Source organism: Rheinheimera sp. (assembly GCF_965283995.1).
Classification (GTDB): Bacteria; Pseudomonadota; Gammaproteobacteria; order Enterobacterales; family Alteromonadaceae; genus Pararheinheimera.
On record NZ_CBDIQG010000001.1, the window covers coordinates 1,561,326 to 1,577,154 of the forward strand.

Annotated in this window: 14 protein-coding genes and 1 pseudogene; all 15 read right to left on the reverse strand. The window is 47.7% G+C overall.

Going from position 1 to position 15,829, the window contains the following annotated elements:
- Positions 1 to 564: 564 nt before the first annotated feature.
- The 15 genes and pseudogenes from ACQ66Q_RS07150 to flgB all read right to left on the reverse strand — a co-directional run bounded on the left by ACQ66Q_RS07150 (position 565) and on the right by flgB (position 15,800).
- Positions 565 to 1,386, reverse strand: a complete 822-nt coding sequence (locus ACQ66Q_RS07150) for a flagellin (RefSeq protein WP_430456165.1) — start codon at positions 1,384 to 1,386, stop codon at positions 565 to 567.
- A 186-nt stretch (positions 1,387 to 1,572) separates the two neighbouring features.
- Positions 1,573 to 2,403 carry a flagellin gene (locus ACQ66Q_RS07155; RefSeq protein ID WP_377247553.1) on the reverse strand — a complete coding sequence of 277 codons (831 nt, stop codon included), beginning with the start codon at positions 2,401 to 2,403 and terminating at the stop codon, positions 1,573 to 1,575.
- Positions 2,404 to 2,626: 223 nt separating this feature from the next.
- Positions 2,627 to 3,457, reverse strand: coding sequence for a flagellin (locus ACQ66Q_RS07160; protein ID WP_430456166.1), 831 nt, complete (start codon positions 3,455 to 3,457; stop codon positions 2,627 to 2,629).
- Positions 3,458 to 3,696: 239 nt separating this feature from the next.
- A pseudogene (locus tag ACQ66Q_RS07165) lies at positions 3,697 to 4,509 on the reverse strand (flagellin).
- 395 nt (positions 4,510 to 4,904) lie between these two features.
- Positions 4,905 to 6,131, reverse strand: coding sequence for a flagellar hook-associated protein FlgL (gene flgL, locus ACQ66Q_RS07170; RefSeq protein WP_430456167.1), 1,227 nt, complete (start codon positions 6,129 to 6,131; stop codon positions 4,905 to 4,907).
- Between the two features lie 6 nt (positions 6,132 to 6,137).
- The gene (gene flgK, locus ACQ66Q_RS07175) at positions 6,138 to 8,168 is read right to left on the reverse strand and encodes a flagellar hook-associated protein FlgK (RefSeq protein ID WP_430456168.1); all 2,031 of its coding nucleotides are present in this window, start codon (positions 8,166 to 8,168) and stop codon (positions 6,138 to 6,140) included.
- 32 nt (positions 8,169 to 8,200) lie between these two features.
- Positions 8,201 to 9,415, reverse strand: coding sequence for a glucosaminidase domain-containing protein (locus tag ACQ66Q_RS07180; protein WP_430456169.1), 1,215 nt, complete (start codon positions 9,413 to 9,415; stop codon positions 8,201 to 8,203).
- A 1-nt stretch (position 9,416) separates the two neighbouring features.
- Positions 9,417 to 10,505 (reverse strand): flagellar basal body P-ring protein FlgI, encoded by a 1,089-nt coding sequence (locus tag ACQ66Q_RS07185; protein ID WP_430456170.1) that lies wholly within the window; start codon positions 10,503 to 10,505, stop codon positions 9,417 to 9,419.
- Between the two features lie 15 nt (positions 10,506 to 10,520).
- A complete protein-coding gene (gene flgH / locus ACQ66Q_RS07190) occupies positions 10,521 to 11,198 on the reverse strand; it encodes a flagellar basal body L-ring protein FlgH (protein ID WP_430456171.1) in 678 nt (225 codons plus the stop codon).
- Between the two features lie 15 nt (positions 11,199 to 11,213).
- The gene (gene flgG, locus ACQ66Q_RS07195) at positions 11,214 to 12,002 is read right to left on the reverse strand and encodes a flagellar basal-body rod protein FlgG (protein WP_377247574.1); all 789 of its coding nucleotides are present in this window, start codon (positions 12,000 to 12,002) and stop codon (positions 11,214 to 11,216) included.
- A gap of 23 nt (positions 12,003 to 12,025) precedes the next feature.
- Positions 12,026 to 12,769, reverse strand: coding sequence for a flagellar basal-body rod protein FlgF (gene flgF / locus ACQ66Q_RS07200; protein WP_430456172.1), 744 nt, complete (start codon positions 12,767 to 12,769; stop codon positions 12,026 to 12,028).
- Between the two features lie 153 nt (positions 12,770 to 12,922).
- Positions 12,923 to 14,263, reverse strand: a complete 1,341-nt coding sequence (flgE, locus tag ACQ66Q_RS07205; RefSeq protein WP_377247580.1) for a flagellar hook protein FlgE — start codon at positions 14,261 to 14,263, stop codon at positions 12,923 to 12,925.
- Positions 14,264 to 14,285: 22 nt separating this feature from the next.
- Positions 14,286 to 14,978, reverse strand: coding sequence for a flagellar hook assembly protein FlgD (locus ACQ66Q_RS07210; RefSeq protein ID WP_430456173.1), 693 nt, complete (start codon positions 14,976 to 14,978; stop codon positions 14,286 to 14,288).
- A gap of 10 nt (positions 14,979 to 14,988) precedes the next feature.
- A complete protein-coding gene (flgC, locus tag ACQ66Q_RS07215; RefSeq protein ID WP_208932143.1) occupies positions 14,989 to 15,402 on the reverse strand; it encodes a flagellar basal body rod protein FlgC in 414 nt (137 codons plus the stop codon).
- Entirely contained in the window at positions 15,402 to 15,800 is a 399-nt protein-coding gene (flgB, locus tag ACQ66Q_RS07220) for a flagellar basal body rod protein FlgB (RefSeq protein WP_430456174.1), read from the reverse strand. The genes flgC and flgB overlap by 1 nt, the downstream gene beginning before the upstream one ends.
- Positions 15,801 to 15,829 lie beyond the last annotated feature (29 nt).

Here is a 15,829-nt window from a genome sequence, read left to right on the forward strand (position 1 = left end):
TTAACTGAGGTATCGGCAACAACTTTCAGGACTTTAGGAAAAAAAGGCAATTTTTTTCCATTTTTTAAAAAATGTTATTTATTTCTATATTTATCAAATAGATATAAACGGTAATTATTTTCACTCTTTTAAGTTCTCGATAGAAAAACGGCAGAAATTCGCCATAACAACATCAGGATGGGTAAACGCACGGCAGAATATCGCGTGGTATTCTACATAATGATCAGCATCGGCAAAGTAAACTGAACGCAGTGGTAAATTCATCTGGCAAGAACTAGCAAAAGCGTCAGCAAACTGTTTCATTGGCTAATGGCTAATGGCTAATGGCTGCAATGATGACGTCAAATCGGACGATAACAACGGGAGGTTGGCGGTGTTCTTTTAGTCAAATGGCATGGCTTGACTATGGTCTGGGGCGAACTGGTGATTTAGATTCGTGACGCTTTCGGGTATCCGAATCTTTGATGATTTGGCGTACATATCGCAGAAATAAGAGCGCCGCTGACCGGAAACCGGGCAGCGGCGTTCATCCCTGAAGCATCTCTGACATTGCCAACTACTGGCTTAACCCAACAGTGATAAAGCCGCCTGCGGACGCTGATTTGCCTGTGACAAAATCGTTGTACTAGCTTGTTGCAGGATCTGCGAACGCGTTAGTTCAGCTGTTTCTTTAGCGAAATCAGTATCTCTGATCCGACTCCGAGCGCCTGAAACGTTTTCAACGATGTTACTCAGGTTGCGAATTGTAGACTGGAAGCGGTTTTGGATCGCACCCAAGTCTGCACGTTTACCATCAATCGCTTTAATTGCACTGTCAATTGTTGCTAAAGCCGCCGATGCAGTACCGACCGAAGCCACTGTCAATGTACCAACTAAGCTAGAAGCGCCGAACCCACCGGTTCTAGATAAGTTCACACTGATGTTCTGATTGGCATTTGCACCCACCAAAAACTTGGAAGAGTACGTCCCCTTCAGCAATTCAACACCACCAAACTGAGTCGTCGTAGCTATCCGGCTGATTTCGACTTTCAGCGCAGAGACTTCTTTTTGCAACGCGGCACGGTCACCAGAATTGTTAATACCATTCTGAGATTGTACCGCCAGCGTGCGGATCCGTTGCAGCGCTGTGGTGATTTCATCCATGGCACCTTCAGCAACCTGGGATAAAGAGATACCATCATTGGCATTACTAATCCCCTGGTTCAAACCATTCAGCTGAGATGAGAGACGGTTGCTGATTTGCAAACCAGCCGCATCATCGGCCGCACTGTTAATCCGAAAACCTGAAGACAAACGTTTAAACGAGTTGTCTAAAGAATTGCCTGAGTTAATCAGCTGACGCTGTGCATTTAACGCTGAAACGTTAGTGTTTACATATAATGACATAGTGTCATCCTCCAGTTGTGTAATTTATAGCCATAAAAGCCATCCTCTTTTCTTCGACAGTCATCGCCTATTTGTATTGCGGCGATAACGTCATCAGTCGTTGCCCTGGTCTGGTCGTAAAATTCAAGAATGCTCCAGACCTCATGTGATCGTGCGGGGCGTTAGGCGCCCCAAACCAGTTCCCGTTTAACCTTGCAGCAGAGATAGCGCCGACTGAGGTCTTTGATTCGCCTGGGACAAAATAGTGGTACTGGCCTGTTGTAGAATTTGTGAGCGCGTTAGCTCTGCCGTTTCTTTGGCGAAGTCGGTATCGCGGATCCGACTGCGAGCGCCAGAAACGTTTTCCACAATGTTGGATAAATTTCGGATAGTGGATTGAAAACGGTTTTGGATCGCACCAAGGTCAGCCCGTTTTGAATCGATAATGCTAATCGCACTATCTATTTTCGTGAGGGCACTCGATGCTCCAGTCAGCGTGGCAATTGACAACGTAGCCAGATTTAAACCAGACGCGCCATAGCCGCCGCCTGTACGCTGAATGTTCACACTGATTTTTTGGCCAGCGTTCGCGCCAACCAAGAAGGTCGAGGAATAATTACCATCGAGTACTTTCACACCACCAAATTGAGTGGTAGTAGCAATTCGGCTAATTTCAGTTTTGAGCGCTGAAACTTCTTTTTGCAAAGCCAGTCTGTCGCCTGAACTATTGATACCGTTTTGCGATTGCACCGACAGCACACGGATCCGCTGCAAGGCCGTGGTAATTTCATCCATTGCGCCTTCAGCGACTTGAGACAATGAAATCCCGTCGTTGGCGTTTCGGATCGCTTGATCGAGCCCTTGAATTTGACTGGTCAAGCGATTACTTATTTGTAAGCCCGCGGCATCATCGGCAGCGCTATTGATCCGCAGACCGGAAGAAAGCCGCTGGAACGAAGTATCCAATGATTTACCTGAGTTAATCAATTGACGTTGCGCGTTGAGCGCTGAAATATTGCTATTGACAAATAAAGCCATGATACTATCTCCTGAACTAATTATTGATTATGCGAGAACTGCTTTTTTATTTAACTCGCTCAGTATATGTATCGGATGACTAGCAGCATTCTTTAATTTTTTATGCAAAACTTATAATTTAAATTATTCCTGGGCATGCAGAATAAAAAAGGCCACACAATATAGTGTGGCCAATGAGCAAAAGCTCAGGAGTCGTAGAATTAATTTGACCTTATTATTGTTATTAGCCCTGCAACAAAGATAATGCTTGTTGCGGTCTTTGGTTTGACTGCGCAAGGATCGTAGTGCTGGCTTGTTGTAAAATCTGCGCGCGAGTCAGCTCTGCGGTTTCTTTTGCAAAATCAGTATCTCTGATCCGGCTGCGTGCTGATGACACGTTTTCCACGATGTTCGATAAATTACGAATCGTCGACTGGAAACGGTTCTGAATAGCACCCAAATCAGCGCGTTTCGCATCAATCGCATTAATCGCACTGTCAATTGCAGTCAATGCTGTAGATGCACCTGTCAATGTTGCGATAGAAATCGTCGCAAGATTGAGACCTGATGTGCCATAACCACCGCCGGTGCGGGAGATATTCACGCTGATGCTTTGCCCGGCATTGGCGCCAACCAAGAAGCTCGATGAATACTTACCGTCGAGAATTTTTACTCCACCAAACTGAGTAGTGGTAGCAATCCGACTGATTTCGGCTTTTAACGCTGAAACTTCTTTCTGTAGAGCCAACCGATCTGACGAGCTGTTAATCCCGTTTTGCGATTGTACTGACAGCACGCGGATCCGTTGCAAAGCAGTTGTAATTTCATCCATCGCGCCTTCAGCCACCTGAGCCAGCGAAATACCATCATTCGCATTACGGATAGCTTGATCCAAACCTTGAATTTGGCTAGTCAACCGGTTACTGATTTGCAGACCTGCTGCATCATCGGCTGCGCTATTGATTCTTAACCCCGAAGATAAACGCTGAAATGCGGTATCTAAGGATCTTCCTGAATTTATCAACTGACGCTGGGCGTTCAGTGATGAGATATTACTATTGACAAATAATGCCATGATACTTTTCTCCTGAGTTTTATATTTAGCAAGCTACTTTACTTATGTGCCCGCTTAATTAATGTATCGACCAAAACTCAGTGAACTTTAATTTTTATATACAATTTCTTGTATCTAACTATGGCAAAAACTATTCAATATCACGCCAATCGAATGTATCGACATCATCAATATAAACTTTAGGAAAAAAATTAAAAAAGGAGCATCTGCTCATTTTTCAACCTTAGATGCTTAGCCTATTAGCTCTGAAGCAGGGACAATGCCTGTTGCGGTCGTTGGTTTGATTGCACAAGAATCGTGGTGCTGGCTTGTTGTAGAATCTGTGCGCGCGTCAACTCGGCGGTTTCTTTGGCAAAATCAGTGTCCTGGATCCGGCTGCGGGCAGAGGGCACGTTTTCAACATTACTAGACAAATTACGAATGGTTGATTGAAAGCGATTTTAGATCGCCCCCAAATCCGCACGTTTGGCGTCTATAGCATTAATCGCATTATCAATCGCCGTTAGCGCGCATCAGCGAGCGTGGCGATCGATATAGTCGCCAAACTCAAACCGAAGGCGCCATATCCACCGCCAGTGCGGGAAATATTGATACTAATCCTCTTGCCTGCATTGGCACCGACCAGAATTGTGGATGAATATTTACCAGCAAGGATTTTCACACCGCCAGCCTGCGTAGTCGTCGCGGACCGGCTGATTTCAGCTTTTATCTTTTTGCTATGCCAACCGGTCTGAAGAACTGTTGATACCATTCTGCTATCGGACCGACAATACTCGGATCCGTTGCATTACAGATGTAATTTCATCCATCGCATCTTCAGCAACCTGGGCCAACGAAATACCGTCGTTGGCATTACGGATAGCTTGATCCAGACCTTGAATTTGACTAGTTAGCCGGTTACCAATTTGCAGGCCTGCGGCGTCATCCGCTGCACTATTGATCCGTAAACCGGAAGATAAACGCTGAAACGCGCTATCTAATGATTTACCTGAATTAATCAGCTGACGTTGAGCATTCAGCGATAACACATTGGTATTGACGAATAGAGCCATAATAAATTTCTCTTGGTGTCATTTTGCTACATCACCAGCTGATTTTATGCTTCTGAATGCTGATACTTATATAACGGCCATTGCGCAGAGTTATTGAGCGATTTTTGGCAAAAACCCTTGTTTTAAAAGGGCTGCAGGGCAATGTCAAACATCTATAAAGGCGGCAAAACATTGCCAAAAATGGCATGAATTGAGTATTTAGCAGATTCTTTTCAGCATTTGACGCCGAAATCACCGCCCCCCCCTAATATTTCATTCGAAATGAGTTGGCAATTCAGTGGCAGAGACTTGCCGTTGAAAGGGGATACGCGATGAAATATGGACAAACTTGCAAGAATAGTAGGCTGGCGATACAGGGAAGGCATACATCAATGCCTCCCTGCTAAGAGCTCAACTTAACGGATATAGTCAAACAAACTGGTGTTCGTCACCCGCTGAAAGGTATTTTGCACGGCCTGAAGAGCAGTTTCCTGCTTAGTCAGTTCTGTCAGCGCTTCGGCATAGTCAACTTCATAAATCTGTGCGCGGAATGCTTTGTTAGTGATCTGCAAATCTTCATTCCCTTCGAACACACTGTCGAGGACGTTCTGGCGTCCTCCGACCCCTGATACTCCCGCATCTATCTTCAATGACGCATTATCAATTTGTACTAAAGCGTCAGCAATCGCTTCCGACAGCGGCCTGCCAATCGCCTGATCTTTCTCTATGGCGTTGACCAACTCTTGGAGCGTATTTAGCACATTTTTCTTTTCCGGCGCCTGCAAAGTAAAATCGAGTTGGCCAGGCCCTGCTCCCTGAGTTTGCAGGCTCAAACCCTGAAAACTAACCGCTTGCCCAGATGTATAGGCTCCCGTCACTGGCGGGCTAAGACTGGCACCATTGCGGCGGATCTCATAATTATTCGCGGCATCGACTATCATACGATAATTATTGTTTGCTGGTGTCTGTCCATCGTAATTTTGCCGGTAAAAATCATCGAATACTGACTGATTCTGCACATTGATAGAACCTGTCGTTAGACCGCCCCCCACTATAGCCGTGGTCGTTTTGAATCTCGCATTGACATCTTCGAACAGCACTTTACCACTGTCATTGCTGGGGATTGTGACGGTTGGCGACACCTGTAGAGCTTTTTGCCCTTCATCACCATTATATTCATACATGCCAGTAGACTGGTTAAAACTATAAGGCTGTGTTTCTTGCTGGAAACCAGAAAACAGGTAGCCCCCAGCGGCATCCTTTTGATTCATCAGGTCGTACATTTGAGTTTTAATATTATCTAGTTGCTTGGCTATTGCACTTCGATCTTGCTGGGAATAGGCGCCGTTACCGAGAGACACTACCAGACTACGAGCCTGATCACTGGAAGTCCGGAGACTTGATAATACAGTTTCTTCGATACCCAAGCTATTTTTCAGCATTACACTGTTATTCTGATATTGGCCAACCTGAGAGATCTGCTGATCCAGCGCAACGACACGTGCAGACCCCGAAGGGTCATCGGATGGACTAAGAATTTTAGTTTGCTTCTCAAGTTTAGCGCTGGCGGTTTGCAGTTTCTCCTGTGCATTAAGGATCGCATTCAGATTGATCTGATACTTCTGATTGAATGAAAGTCGCATCTGTTACTACCTCGCCGCCGCCAATAACGTGTCAAATATGGTTTGGGATGTGGAAATAATCTTAGCCGCTGCAGCATAAGATTGCTGGAAGCGGATCAGATTCGCAGCTTCTTCGTCCAGATTCACCCCGGAAATGGACTCATACCAGGATTGAGACTGTGCCAACAAGGCTTTGGACGACTCAGTAGCAATTTTCACCTGGCTGGTTTTCTCACCAATAAAACCGACCATTACCCCATAACCCTCGTTCAAACTCATCTGGTTATCGGCACCTGGAACTGCAACTGCATTTTTTCTGATAATTTCTTTTTCCTGCAATTGCGCCAAGGCCAGACCGTTACGGTTATCTTTCTGCCCACCGGTGTTGTAACTTAAGGTAAATTTATCACCAGCTTTAGGAACTCCTGAGATGGACATGTCAAAGCCATATGTCGTTAAACCTGCAGAATTAAACAGATTATTATAATTCCCGGCAGACATGACCGCTGTAGTCCCCAGCAATGTATTCGCACTATTGCGGATCTCAAATTGCTCACCGCCAATGTACGTCAGCGTGAATGGTTCTCCATTCACATCGCCAGGCGAAGTAAACTGGGAACTGGCAGGATTGGTATTCGTGACGTTGATTGTACCAATTTTGCCATTTCCCAGATTGTTAACGCTGAATTCTCCACGCAATGGCGAGGCCAAAGCCAAATCCTCAGGACGGCTGTTTAGCAAGGTAACGTTCTGAGCCGCAACACCTAGCGGTTTCAGCACAAACTGATCACCATTACCAAAAGCACCCGCAGTGTTATCCAACTTGATTTCGTAGCCATTCAGAAAATTGCCCGGCACGTTTGTACTATTAAAGGTTGCAGGATATGCAGTGATAGTTTGTGTAACCGCAGAGCCGGCAATCACTTTGCCGCGCTCATCTAAAGTTTCCAGTTTAAACTGATTCGGTGCGGTAAATGTCACCAGTAAGTCATTTGGTGGAACATCTTTCCCTTTACCTGATTCGACTGTCGCAGTCACAAGTCCAGAGCCGGTATTGCTCTTCAGAGGATAACCACCATAAGTGCCCAAACTGAAAATGTTTTTGCCGAGCTGACCATTTCCGTCCATCCCCAGCCGATTCTGCGTATTAAACGCATCGGCAAGACCGAGCGCCAACTGACCTAGTTTGTTCTGGGTCGGTTCGAGCAGCTGCGCCCGGAACTCCAGCAAACCGCCAATTTTGCCGCCAAGTGTCTGGCTCTCAACTTCACCAATGACATTGCTGTTATAATCCAGTTGCAGTTGCAAAGTTTTGCGTTCGGGATCTGGATTGCCCACAGCACTCATCAAACTGAATTTGCCGTGCTGCAATACCACCGACTGTCCAGTGTTGAGAAATACCAGCTTTTCACCATTTTCTGCATCAAGTGTGCTGATTTCAACCATCTCAGATAATTGACGTAATGCTTCATCGCGTTTGTCCAACAAATCCATCGGTACCGGTGTGTTGGTGCCGGTACCATATGCCGAGATCTGTTTATTCATTTCAGCAATGGTGGTGATTTGCGAATTTGCTGCAGAGACCAGGTTACCCAGCTGCTGGTTAATAGATGTACGTTGCTCTAATACAATACTAGATAAGGTATTAAATTTACTGATTAAAGTCTGAGCACTTCCCATTACCAGCTGGCGAGACGATGTATTCGCCGGATCATTATTGGCGGATTGCAGCTGCTTAAACATATCCGAAATGCCACTGGAAATGCTGTTCGACGTATTGGAAAACAACGTATCGACCCGACTGGCTTCAGTCAGAAATTGCTGGTTATAACTCAAAGCCGAGGTATCTCGACGCAATTGTAACATGGAGAATTCATTGGCAAGTCGGTTGGTAGTCCCCCGGCCGACGCCGAGCCCCAATATCGAAGACTGATATTCAGTGCTTTGCCGGACATACCCTTTGCTATTGAGATTACTGATGTTATTACCGGTGGTATTGAGCAAGCCTGTACTGGCCAGGACACCTGAGGTGCCTATTGTTAATAAATTATCAGCCATGGTTTACTCCTGTTCAGGCGCATTGCACCGGTTCACAACGCTGTTTGACCTGAGTTTTTCAGCAAATTCCGTACCTCTTTAAGCACAGAACCATTCATCACCTGTAAAATCTTCTGTGCATAATTTGGATCCGTCGCATATCCAGCAGCTTGCAGCTGCTGGAAATAATTCGCCGTGTCATGACTGACCGCAACGGCATCCTGATAACGCGGTTGTTGGCGAATAAAATCTACATAATCTTGCAAACTGGCCTGAACATCCTGATAAATACGAAATTTTGCTTTTTCCTGCCGGGCAATTCCTTGCCGGTATTCCAGCGTATCAACCACGGCGACTTCGCCCTGCCATTCGCCATGCGCTTTAATGCCAAAAAGATTAAAACTCTCACGGCCGTCCGCGGCTTTTAACATACGTTGACCCCAACCGGTTTCCAGTGCAGCCTGCGCCACCAATGCCAAAGGCTCTAGTCCAAGCTGACGGGCCGCCTGGCGCGCTGCTGGCAAAATATTGCGGACAAACTCGGCTTCTGGTCCTTGCAGCGCAGCAAGTGGATCTGCTGTTTCGACGGCTGTAACAACCGAAGTCGCCGGTGGTGTGGACTGTGCTATCGTAGTAACGGAGGACTGACCGGCTTTTACCGGAACGATGGATTGTGCGACGACAATCTCTGCTCCCAGTTGATGCAAGCCTGCTACGGCTGGAGCAGCAAAGACCGGAGACACTGTCTGTCCGGTCACCTCACTGGCGACAACCGCCGTCGAAGATTTAGGCTCGATGCTATGCTGCGCCGGATAGATGATACGTTCTGCATCAAGTTTCATCGCCTGATGCTTGGGGAGTGCTTTGGCATGCATCACCATTTCCAGTGGCAACGATTTTTCTGTCTGTTCAGAAAACTGATTTGATGCGGGCACCAGGCTCGCTGCTCTACTTTTTGCAGCTTCCGGCGCTAGTTGTTGCACCATCAGATCAGCTAGTCCCAGCGTACCCTTTTTTGATAGCTCTGCAGTTAACTGACTGTCGTACATATCCCGATAAAATCCGGTTGCCTGACTGTTTAAAGGGTTATCTTCCTCAAACGTCTGGTTGGCTTTGCGCATACTCGACATCAGCATGCCCATAAAAACCGATTCAAACTGCTGTGCCGCCTGCCGGATCGCGCCAACTTTATCCTTACTGGCTAAAGCCCGGATATCATTCAGACTGGAGAGGTCGTGATACGACACATCAACTTGCGGCGCGGCCATGTTAGATCACCACCAGTTCGCCGTGGATAGCACCAGCTTCTTTCAGTGCTTCCAGAATGGCCATCAGGTCACCAGGCGCAGCGCCAACTGCATTCACAGTCTGCACCAGCTCATCCAGCGTGGTACCTGGGTCAAATTTAAACATCCGCGATTTATCGGGCCGGACATCAATAATAGTATTTTGCTCGACAGCAGTCTGGCCGCCGGCCAGTGCATTTGGTTGCACTACGGTCGGATTCTCTGCAATAGTGACAGTCATGCCACCGTGCGTGATTGCCGCCGGAAATAGCCGCACGTCTTTGCCGATCACGATAGTGCCGGTACGCGAATTAATGATGATTTTGGCGGCATCGGATGCTGGTTCAAAACTGAGATTTTCCAGTGTTGACAGGTAGGATACGCGCTGATCGATGTCGCGCGGCGCGCGCACCTGTACCGAACGTGCATCAAGCGTGCGCGCAGTGTCAGCACCAATAAACTGATTGATAGCTGCCGTCAGATTTTTGGCTGTAGTGAAGTCACCACGATTTAAATTAAATGTGATGTAATCACCCTGCGCGAACGGCGTTGGCACTTCGCGCTCAACAGTGGCGCCATTCGGAATACGGCCGACTGTCGGTGTGTTCACTACAACTTGTGAACCATCAGCACCTTCCGCACCAAGACCCGACACGATGAGACTGCCTTGTGCCACTGCATACACCTGCCCATCCAGGCCTTTCAAAAAAGTCTGCAACAGTTGCCCGCCACGCAGACCTTTGGAACTGCCGACTGAGGCAACCGTAATATCCAGATTCTGTCCTGGCTTGGCAAAAGGTGGCAATTCTGCCGTCACCGCAACGGCTGCAACGTTTTTAATCTGCGCTTTCATGCCGGCTGGTAAATTGATACCAAAATTCGCCAGCATGGTCTTAAAACTTTGCTCAGTAAACGGGCTTTGTTCGCCTGTTCCCGGCAAACCAACCACCAGACCGTAACCAACCAGTTGGTTGTGCCGCACTCCTTCGACTGTTGCAACGTCTTTGACTCGTGCTGCATGAGCCGCAGTGCCAAACAGGATCAACAGCATACTGAACAGGTACTTAGACATAGATTACCCCTTGCCTCAGAATGGCCACAGTGCGCTTGAAAAAAACCGGGTCAGCCAGCCTGGACCTTGCCCGCCGTGCGCTGCGCCGGTACCACTGTATTCAATCCGGGCGTTGGCAATCTTGGTCGATTCAACGGTATTGCGCGAATCGACGTCTTCTGGCCGGATCACGCCAGTCAGACGGATATACTCCTTCCCAGTGTTTAATGTCAGCCATTTCTCACCACGGATCACCAAATTGCCGTTTGCCATCACCCGCAACACATTCACCGAAATATCACCCACCAGGCTATTACTCTGGTCTGCTTTCGAATCGCCTTTAAATTCGCTGCTGGAATTAATCCCCAGCTGCAAAGTATTGTTCGCCACAGACACGTTACGCCCACCTAGACCAATCATCGGATCAACAGAATTACTGGCGTCCTTACCAAATTCGGTTTTAGCCTTTTTTGATGCCTGAGTATTTTCTTTTAGCACCACTGTGATGATATCGCCTTCACGCCGGGCTTTATTATCGGAATACAGACCATTGGACACCCCATTGGCATACAGAGAACCGGTATTTAGCACCGGCTTCGCTGCAGGTTCTGGCGGTAGCGGCGCAAAAGCAGGATCATCCGGGAATGCTTCCGGCGTATAGGTAGCACAAGACGCCAACCCCCAACACAACAACACCAGCCATAACTGCCGCATAAATCCCCCTTACTCTTAGAGCTGCTGGATCGCAAAACTCAGCATCTGGTCTACCGCGGAGATAACTTTGGAGTTCATCTCATAGACCCGCTGACTCTCAATCAAACCGACTAACTCTTCTGTCACATTGACGTTGGATGCTTCCAATGCCCCTTGGACAATAAAACCGATACCTTCAATTCCTGGCACGCCTTGTACTGGGTCGCCACTGGCGCCGGTTTGTTTAAATAAGTTTTGGCCTATTGGTTCGAGACCTGCCGGATTGATAAAATTAGTGACGACGAGTTGACCCAGCACGGCATTTTCCACTTGTCCAGGCAGCTTCACAGATACCTCACCATCTTGGGAGATGGTAATTTCAGTGGCTTCAGGCGGAATAGTGATAGTCGGCTGGATCTGATAACCTGCACCGGAAGTGACCAGATTGCCTTCGTTATCAGTGGTGAACTGGCCGTTACGGGAATAAGAAATGGTGCCGTCTGGCATCAGTACTTCAAAAAATCCTGGACCCTGAATCATCACATCCAACGCATTGTCAGTGTTCATGTGATTGCCCTGACTGAAGTTTTTCTGCGTGGCGACCACTTTAGTCCCGGCGCCAATCATCAGACCATTTGGCAACTCAGAGTTCTGCGAGGAACGACCGCCTGGCTGATTGATGTTTTGATACAGCAAATCTTCAAACACAGCGCGGCTTTTTTTGTAGCCCACAGTACTGGCGTTCGCCAAATTGTTAGAAATCACCGAAATGTCGCGCTGCTTGGCGTCTAAGCCGGTTTTACTGATCCAAAGTGCCGGATGCATAGAGTCCTCCTGAGCTTTAAGCTCTAGATGATACGAAGTACCTGATTATGTTGACGGTCCATATCTTCGGCCGTCTTCATCATTTTCACCTGCAGCTCGTATTGCCGTTGCAGGTTGATCATATAAGTCATCTCAGAGACTGCGTTGACATTGCTGCCTTCGACGGCACCACTGAGCAGATTCACTGTTGGGTCAACTTCAGCCGCTTCGCCGTCTTTGCGTCGGAACAGACCGTCATTTCCCTTAAACATGTCCTGATTTTCAGGCTTTACCAGCTTGATGCGGGCAACTTCTACCATTGCTGTTGAAGGCGCTCCGCGTGGTAATACATTGACGCCACCGTCTTTAGTGATCTCAATTTTGCTCATCGGCTGAGGTACCTCGATGGGCCCTCCCTCACCGATAATATTGAGGCCTGATGAGGTCTGTAAAAAACCTTGTGCGCTGACTTGCAGATTGCCAGCTCGGGTATAGGCTTCGTTACCTTCACCATCCTCAACCGCAAACCAGCCATCACCTTGAATGGCCACATCTAATTCGTTCTGCGTGACTTTTATCTCACCCGCGTCAAAATTCTGACTCGGCATTTCAGTGAGCGCAAACACCCGGGTTGGCTGGCCATCGCCAAAAGCCTGCATGGCACGCGCTTGCGCTAAATCTGCTTTAAAACCAACGGTATTGGCATTGGCCAGGTTGTTAGCCCTTACTGACAGCGCATTCATATTTTCTTTTGCGCCCGTCATTGCGATGTAAACCATGCGATCCATAGTGATCCCCCTTGTGTACTCAAGTAGTTAAAGCAAGGATGGTGCCATAATGAGAAAGGCTTGCCGGATAAGGCTTGCTGCAACATAGTGCCGAAAATCCGTTGCCGCAAAGCAAAAAACCACCCGAAGGTGGTTTTTTAAGTAACGACTGAATTAGCGGATCTGCAGGACTGTCTGTTGCAGAGAGCTGTTCACTTCCAGTGCCCGCGAGTTGGCCTGGAAGTTACGCTGCGCAGCAATCAGGTCAACCAGCTCGTTGGTCAGGTTGACGTTGGAACTTTCCAACGCTGAAGAGTTGATAGCGCCGAGGGTACCGGTATTGGCTTCACCAGCCAGCGCTTCACCCGAGCGCAGGCTTTGTTTCCACGATGTATTGCCGGCCTGCGTCAACCCTTGTGGATTGGCAAATTTCACCATACTGACCTGAGACAAGAACGTCTGATCGCCGTTACTATAACTGGCCATTACTTTGCCTGATGCATCGATATCAATACTGGTCAAACGACCGACGGTCGTGCCATCCTGATTGAGAGACCCCACTTCGAACTTACTGGCATATTGCGTTGGGAAATTCGTCCCTGCAGAGTTACTAAAATTAACCGTCAGGTTTGAAGTAAACTGAGCACCATTCGTTAAATAAGCAGTTGTGTTTAAAGCCGCGGATGGGATCACCAGGTCAGGCATTGAGGTAGAAGTAGGCGATTCCGGAAGACCATTGGCATCAAATCTCAGCAAGGTACCAGTACCAAAGTAAGCGCCATTAGTCGCGTTTCCTGGGGGGGCTGCAGTGTTATCATCAAACACGGCGAACACTTCCCAATCATTGTCTGTCGCAGTGGCAGTCCGACGGAAGTAGAATGACAACACATGCGGTTCACCCAGGCTGTCATAGACAGTGGTGGATGTTGTCGCACCATTGTTATAGGTTGCTTTGTCAGTCGGATTAAAAGCCGGCCAACCACCGGCCGGAGCCGTCATTGTTGAATTCAGGTTCATCGTCATATAGACATTGTTAGTCGAACGCGGTGCGCCAGCAGTGCTTGGGATCTGGATCGGTTTAGTTGTACTCAGGCTGACCGAACTGGCAGAGCCAGTGGCAGGATCTACCGGATACCCCTGCAGAAAGTTGCCGTTATTATCAACGATAAAGTTATCTTTGCTGAGTTTAAAAGCGCCGGAACGGGTAAAAGTCATATCCCTTGAAGCCAAATCAGCTGTCAGCGCAAAAAAACCGTCGCCGGTAATCGCCATATCCAGTGAGTTCTGCGTGAATTTCAAAGCCCCCTGGCTGAACTGTTGTGCGACTTGAGACGTTGTCACGCCATCACCGACTTTAGTGCGCCCTGGGGAAAAAATTGAACCGGCGTACACGTCAGCAAATTCAGCGCGGGATTCTTTAAAACCAGTCGTATTCACGTTAGCGATGTTATTTGCGGTGGTATCCAGATCTTTCTGGGCCGCAGCCAGACCACTCAATGCAATATTAAAACTCATAGTTCACCTCGATAGTCAGGCGTTAGCCTGCTGCAATTTCTAAAATGTCCGACATTTTTTTGGCGCCGAGGCCAAGCAAATTCAGTTTCATGTCTGCGGTTGATGTGCCGAGTGTGACACTCGCAACGGGTACATAACTCGATGTCACCAGACTTTGACTCTTGCCATCAACGGTCGCGTCAATTTTCATCGTGTACAGTCCAGCTGTTTGTTTCACACCGGCTTCATTTGTTCCGTCCCATGCCAGCTCGAACTTGCCCTCGTCTGGGTTTGATACGGTATCGCTTTTCACCAGAGCTCCGCTGGCGTCATAAATGCTGACTTTCATTGAGGTCGTTTTGCCTGGTACCTCAATTGCGCCGTAAGACTTATTTGTGCCATCGAATATCAGGGTATCTGAATTCACCCGGACATTGCGCCCAACCAGGCTAGATGCCTGCAATGCCTGATTTGAGTTCATGCTGGCTGCAAAATCTTTGAAATTGGTATTCAATGAACTGATGCCATCTGCCATCGTAAAGCTGGTCATTTGCGCAATCATTTGATCATTCTCGACGGGCTTGGTAGGGTCCTGAAACGCCAGTTGTTGTGTCAACAAGGCAAAAAAGTCGGACTGCGTTAACGCCCCGCTGTCTTCTTTTTTTGTGCCATCAGTGACACCCTTTAAGCTATCGATATAACTACTACCGCTAGTATTGGAAACCGTGGTCATCATTTACTCCTTATCAACGCTGACCAAGGGTCAGAGTCCGGCTCAGCATTTGTTTTGCTGCATCAGCGACCTGCACGTTGGCATCATAAGAGCGTGATGCAGAAATCATGTTGGCCATCTCTTCCATCACATTTACGTTTGGTTTGTAGATAAATCCGTTCTCATCTGCTAATGGATGGGCCGGGTTATACTCTTTATTCAATGGCGCATCACTCTCGACGACCCCAAGCACTTTCACACCAGCGCCTTGCTCCGACATTGCATTGTCATACTCAGCAGCAAACACCGGATGTCTGCCCCTATAGGTTGACTCTAAATTTGAGCTGACACTCTCCGCGTTGGCAATGTTACTGGCCGTCGTATTTAATCGCAGGGCCTGTGCAGTCAATCCTGTTCCGGCAATATCAAAAACTCTGTATAAGCTCATCAGGATTGCCCTCCTAAAGCTTTCTTTAACCCACTAATTTTACTGTTTAAAAACTGAAGGGAGCTTTGATATTCCATTGCATTCTGACTAAACGCATTACGTTCCCGATGGATATCCACACTATTGCCATCGCCCGTGTCGGTCTGATCTGCATTGCGGAATAACACTTCGTGGCGCGTAGATGGGGAAATATCAAAGTGATTGACGTCAGATTGCTGCAGAGATCCAGCTTGTCGCGCCTGCGCATTTGTCAGCGCAGTATGAAAATCAAGATCGCGTGCTTTGTAGCCAGGTGTATCTGCGTTGGCGATGTTGTTGGCCAACAACTCAGTCCGACGTTCACGTAGTAACGTCCCCTGCTCATGTAAACCAAATGCGTTATTAAAACTGATGGCCATGACCTGCCCCTTCATCAAACCTTATTAGT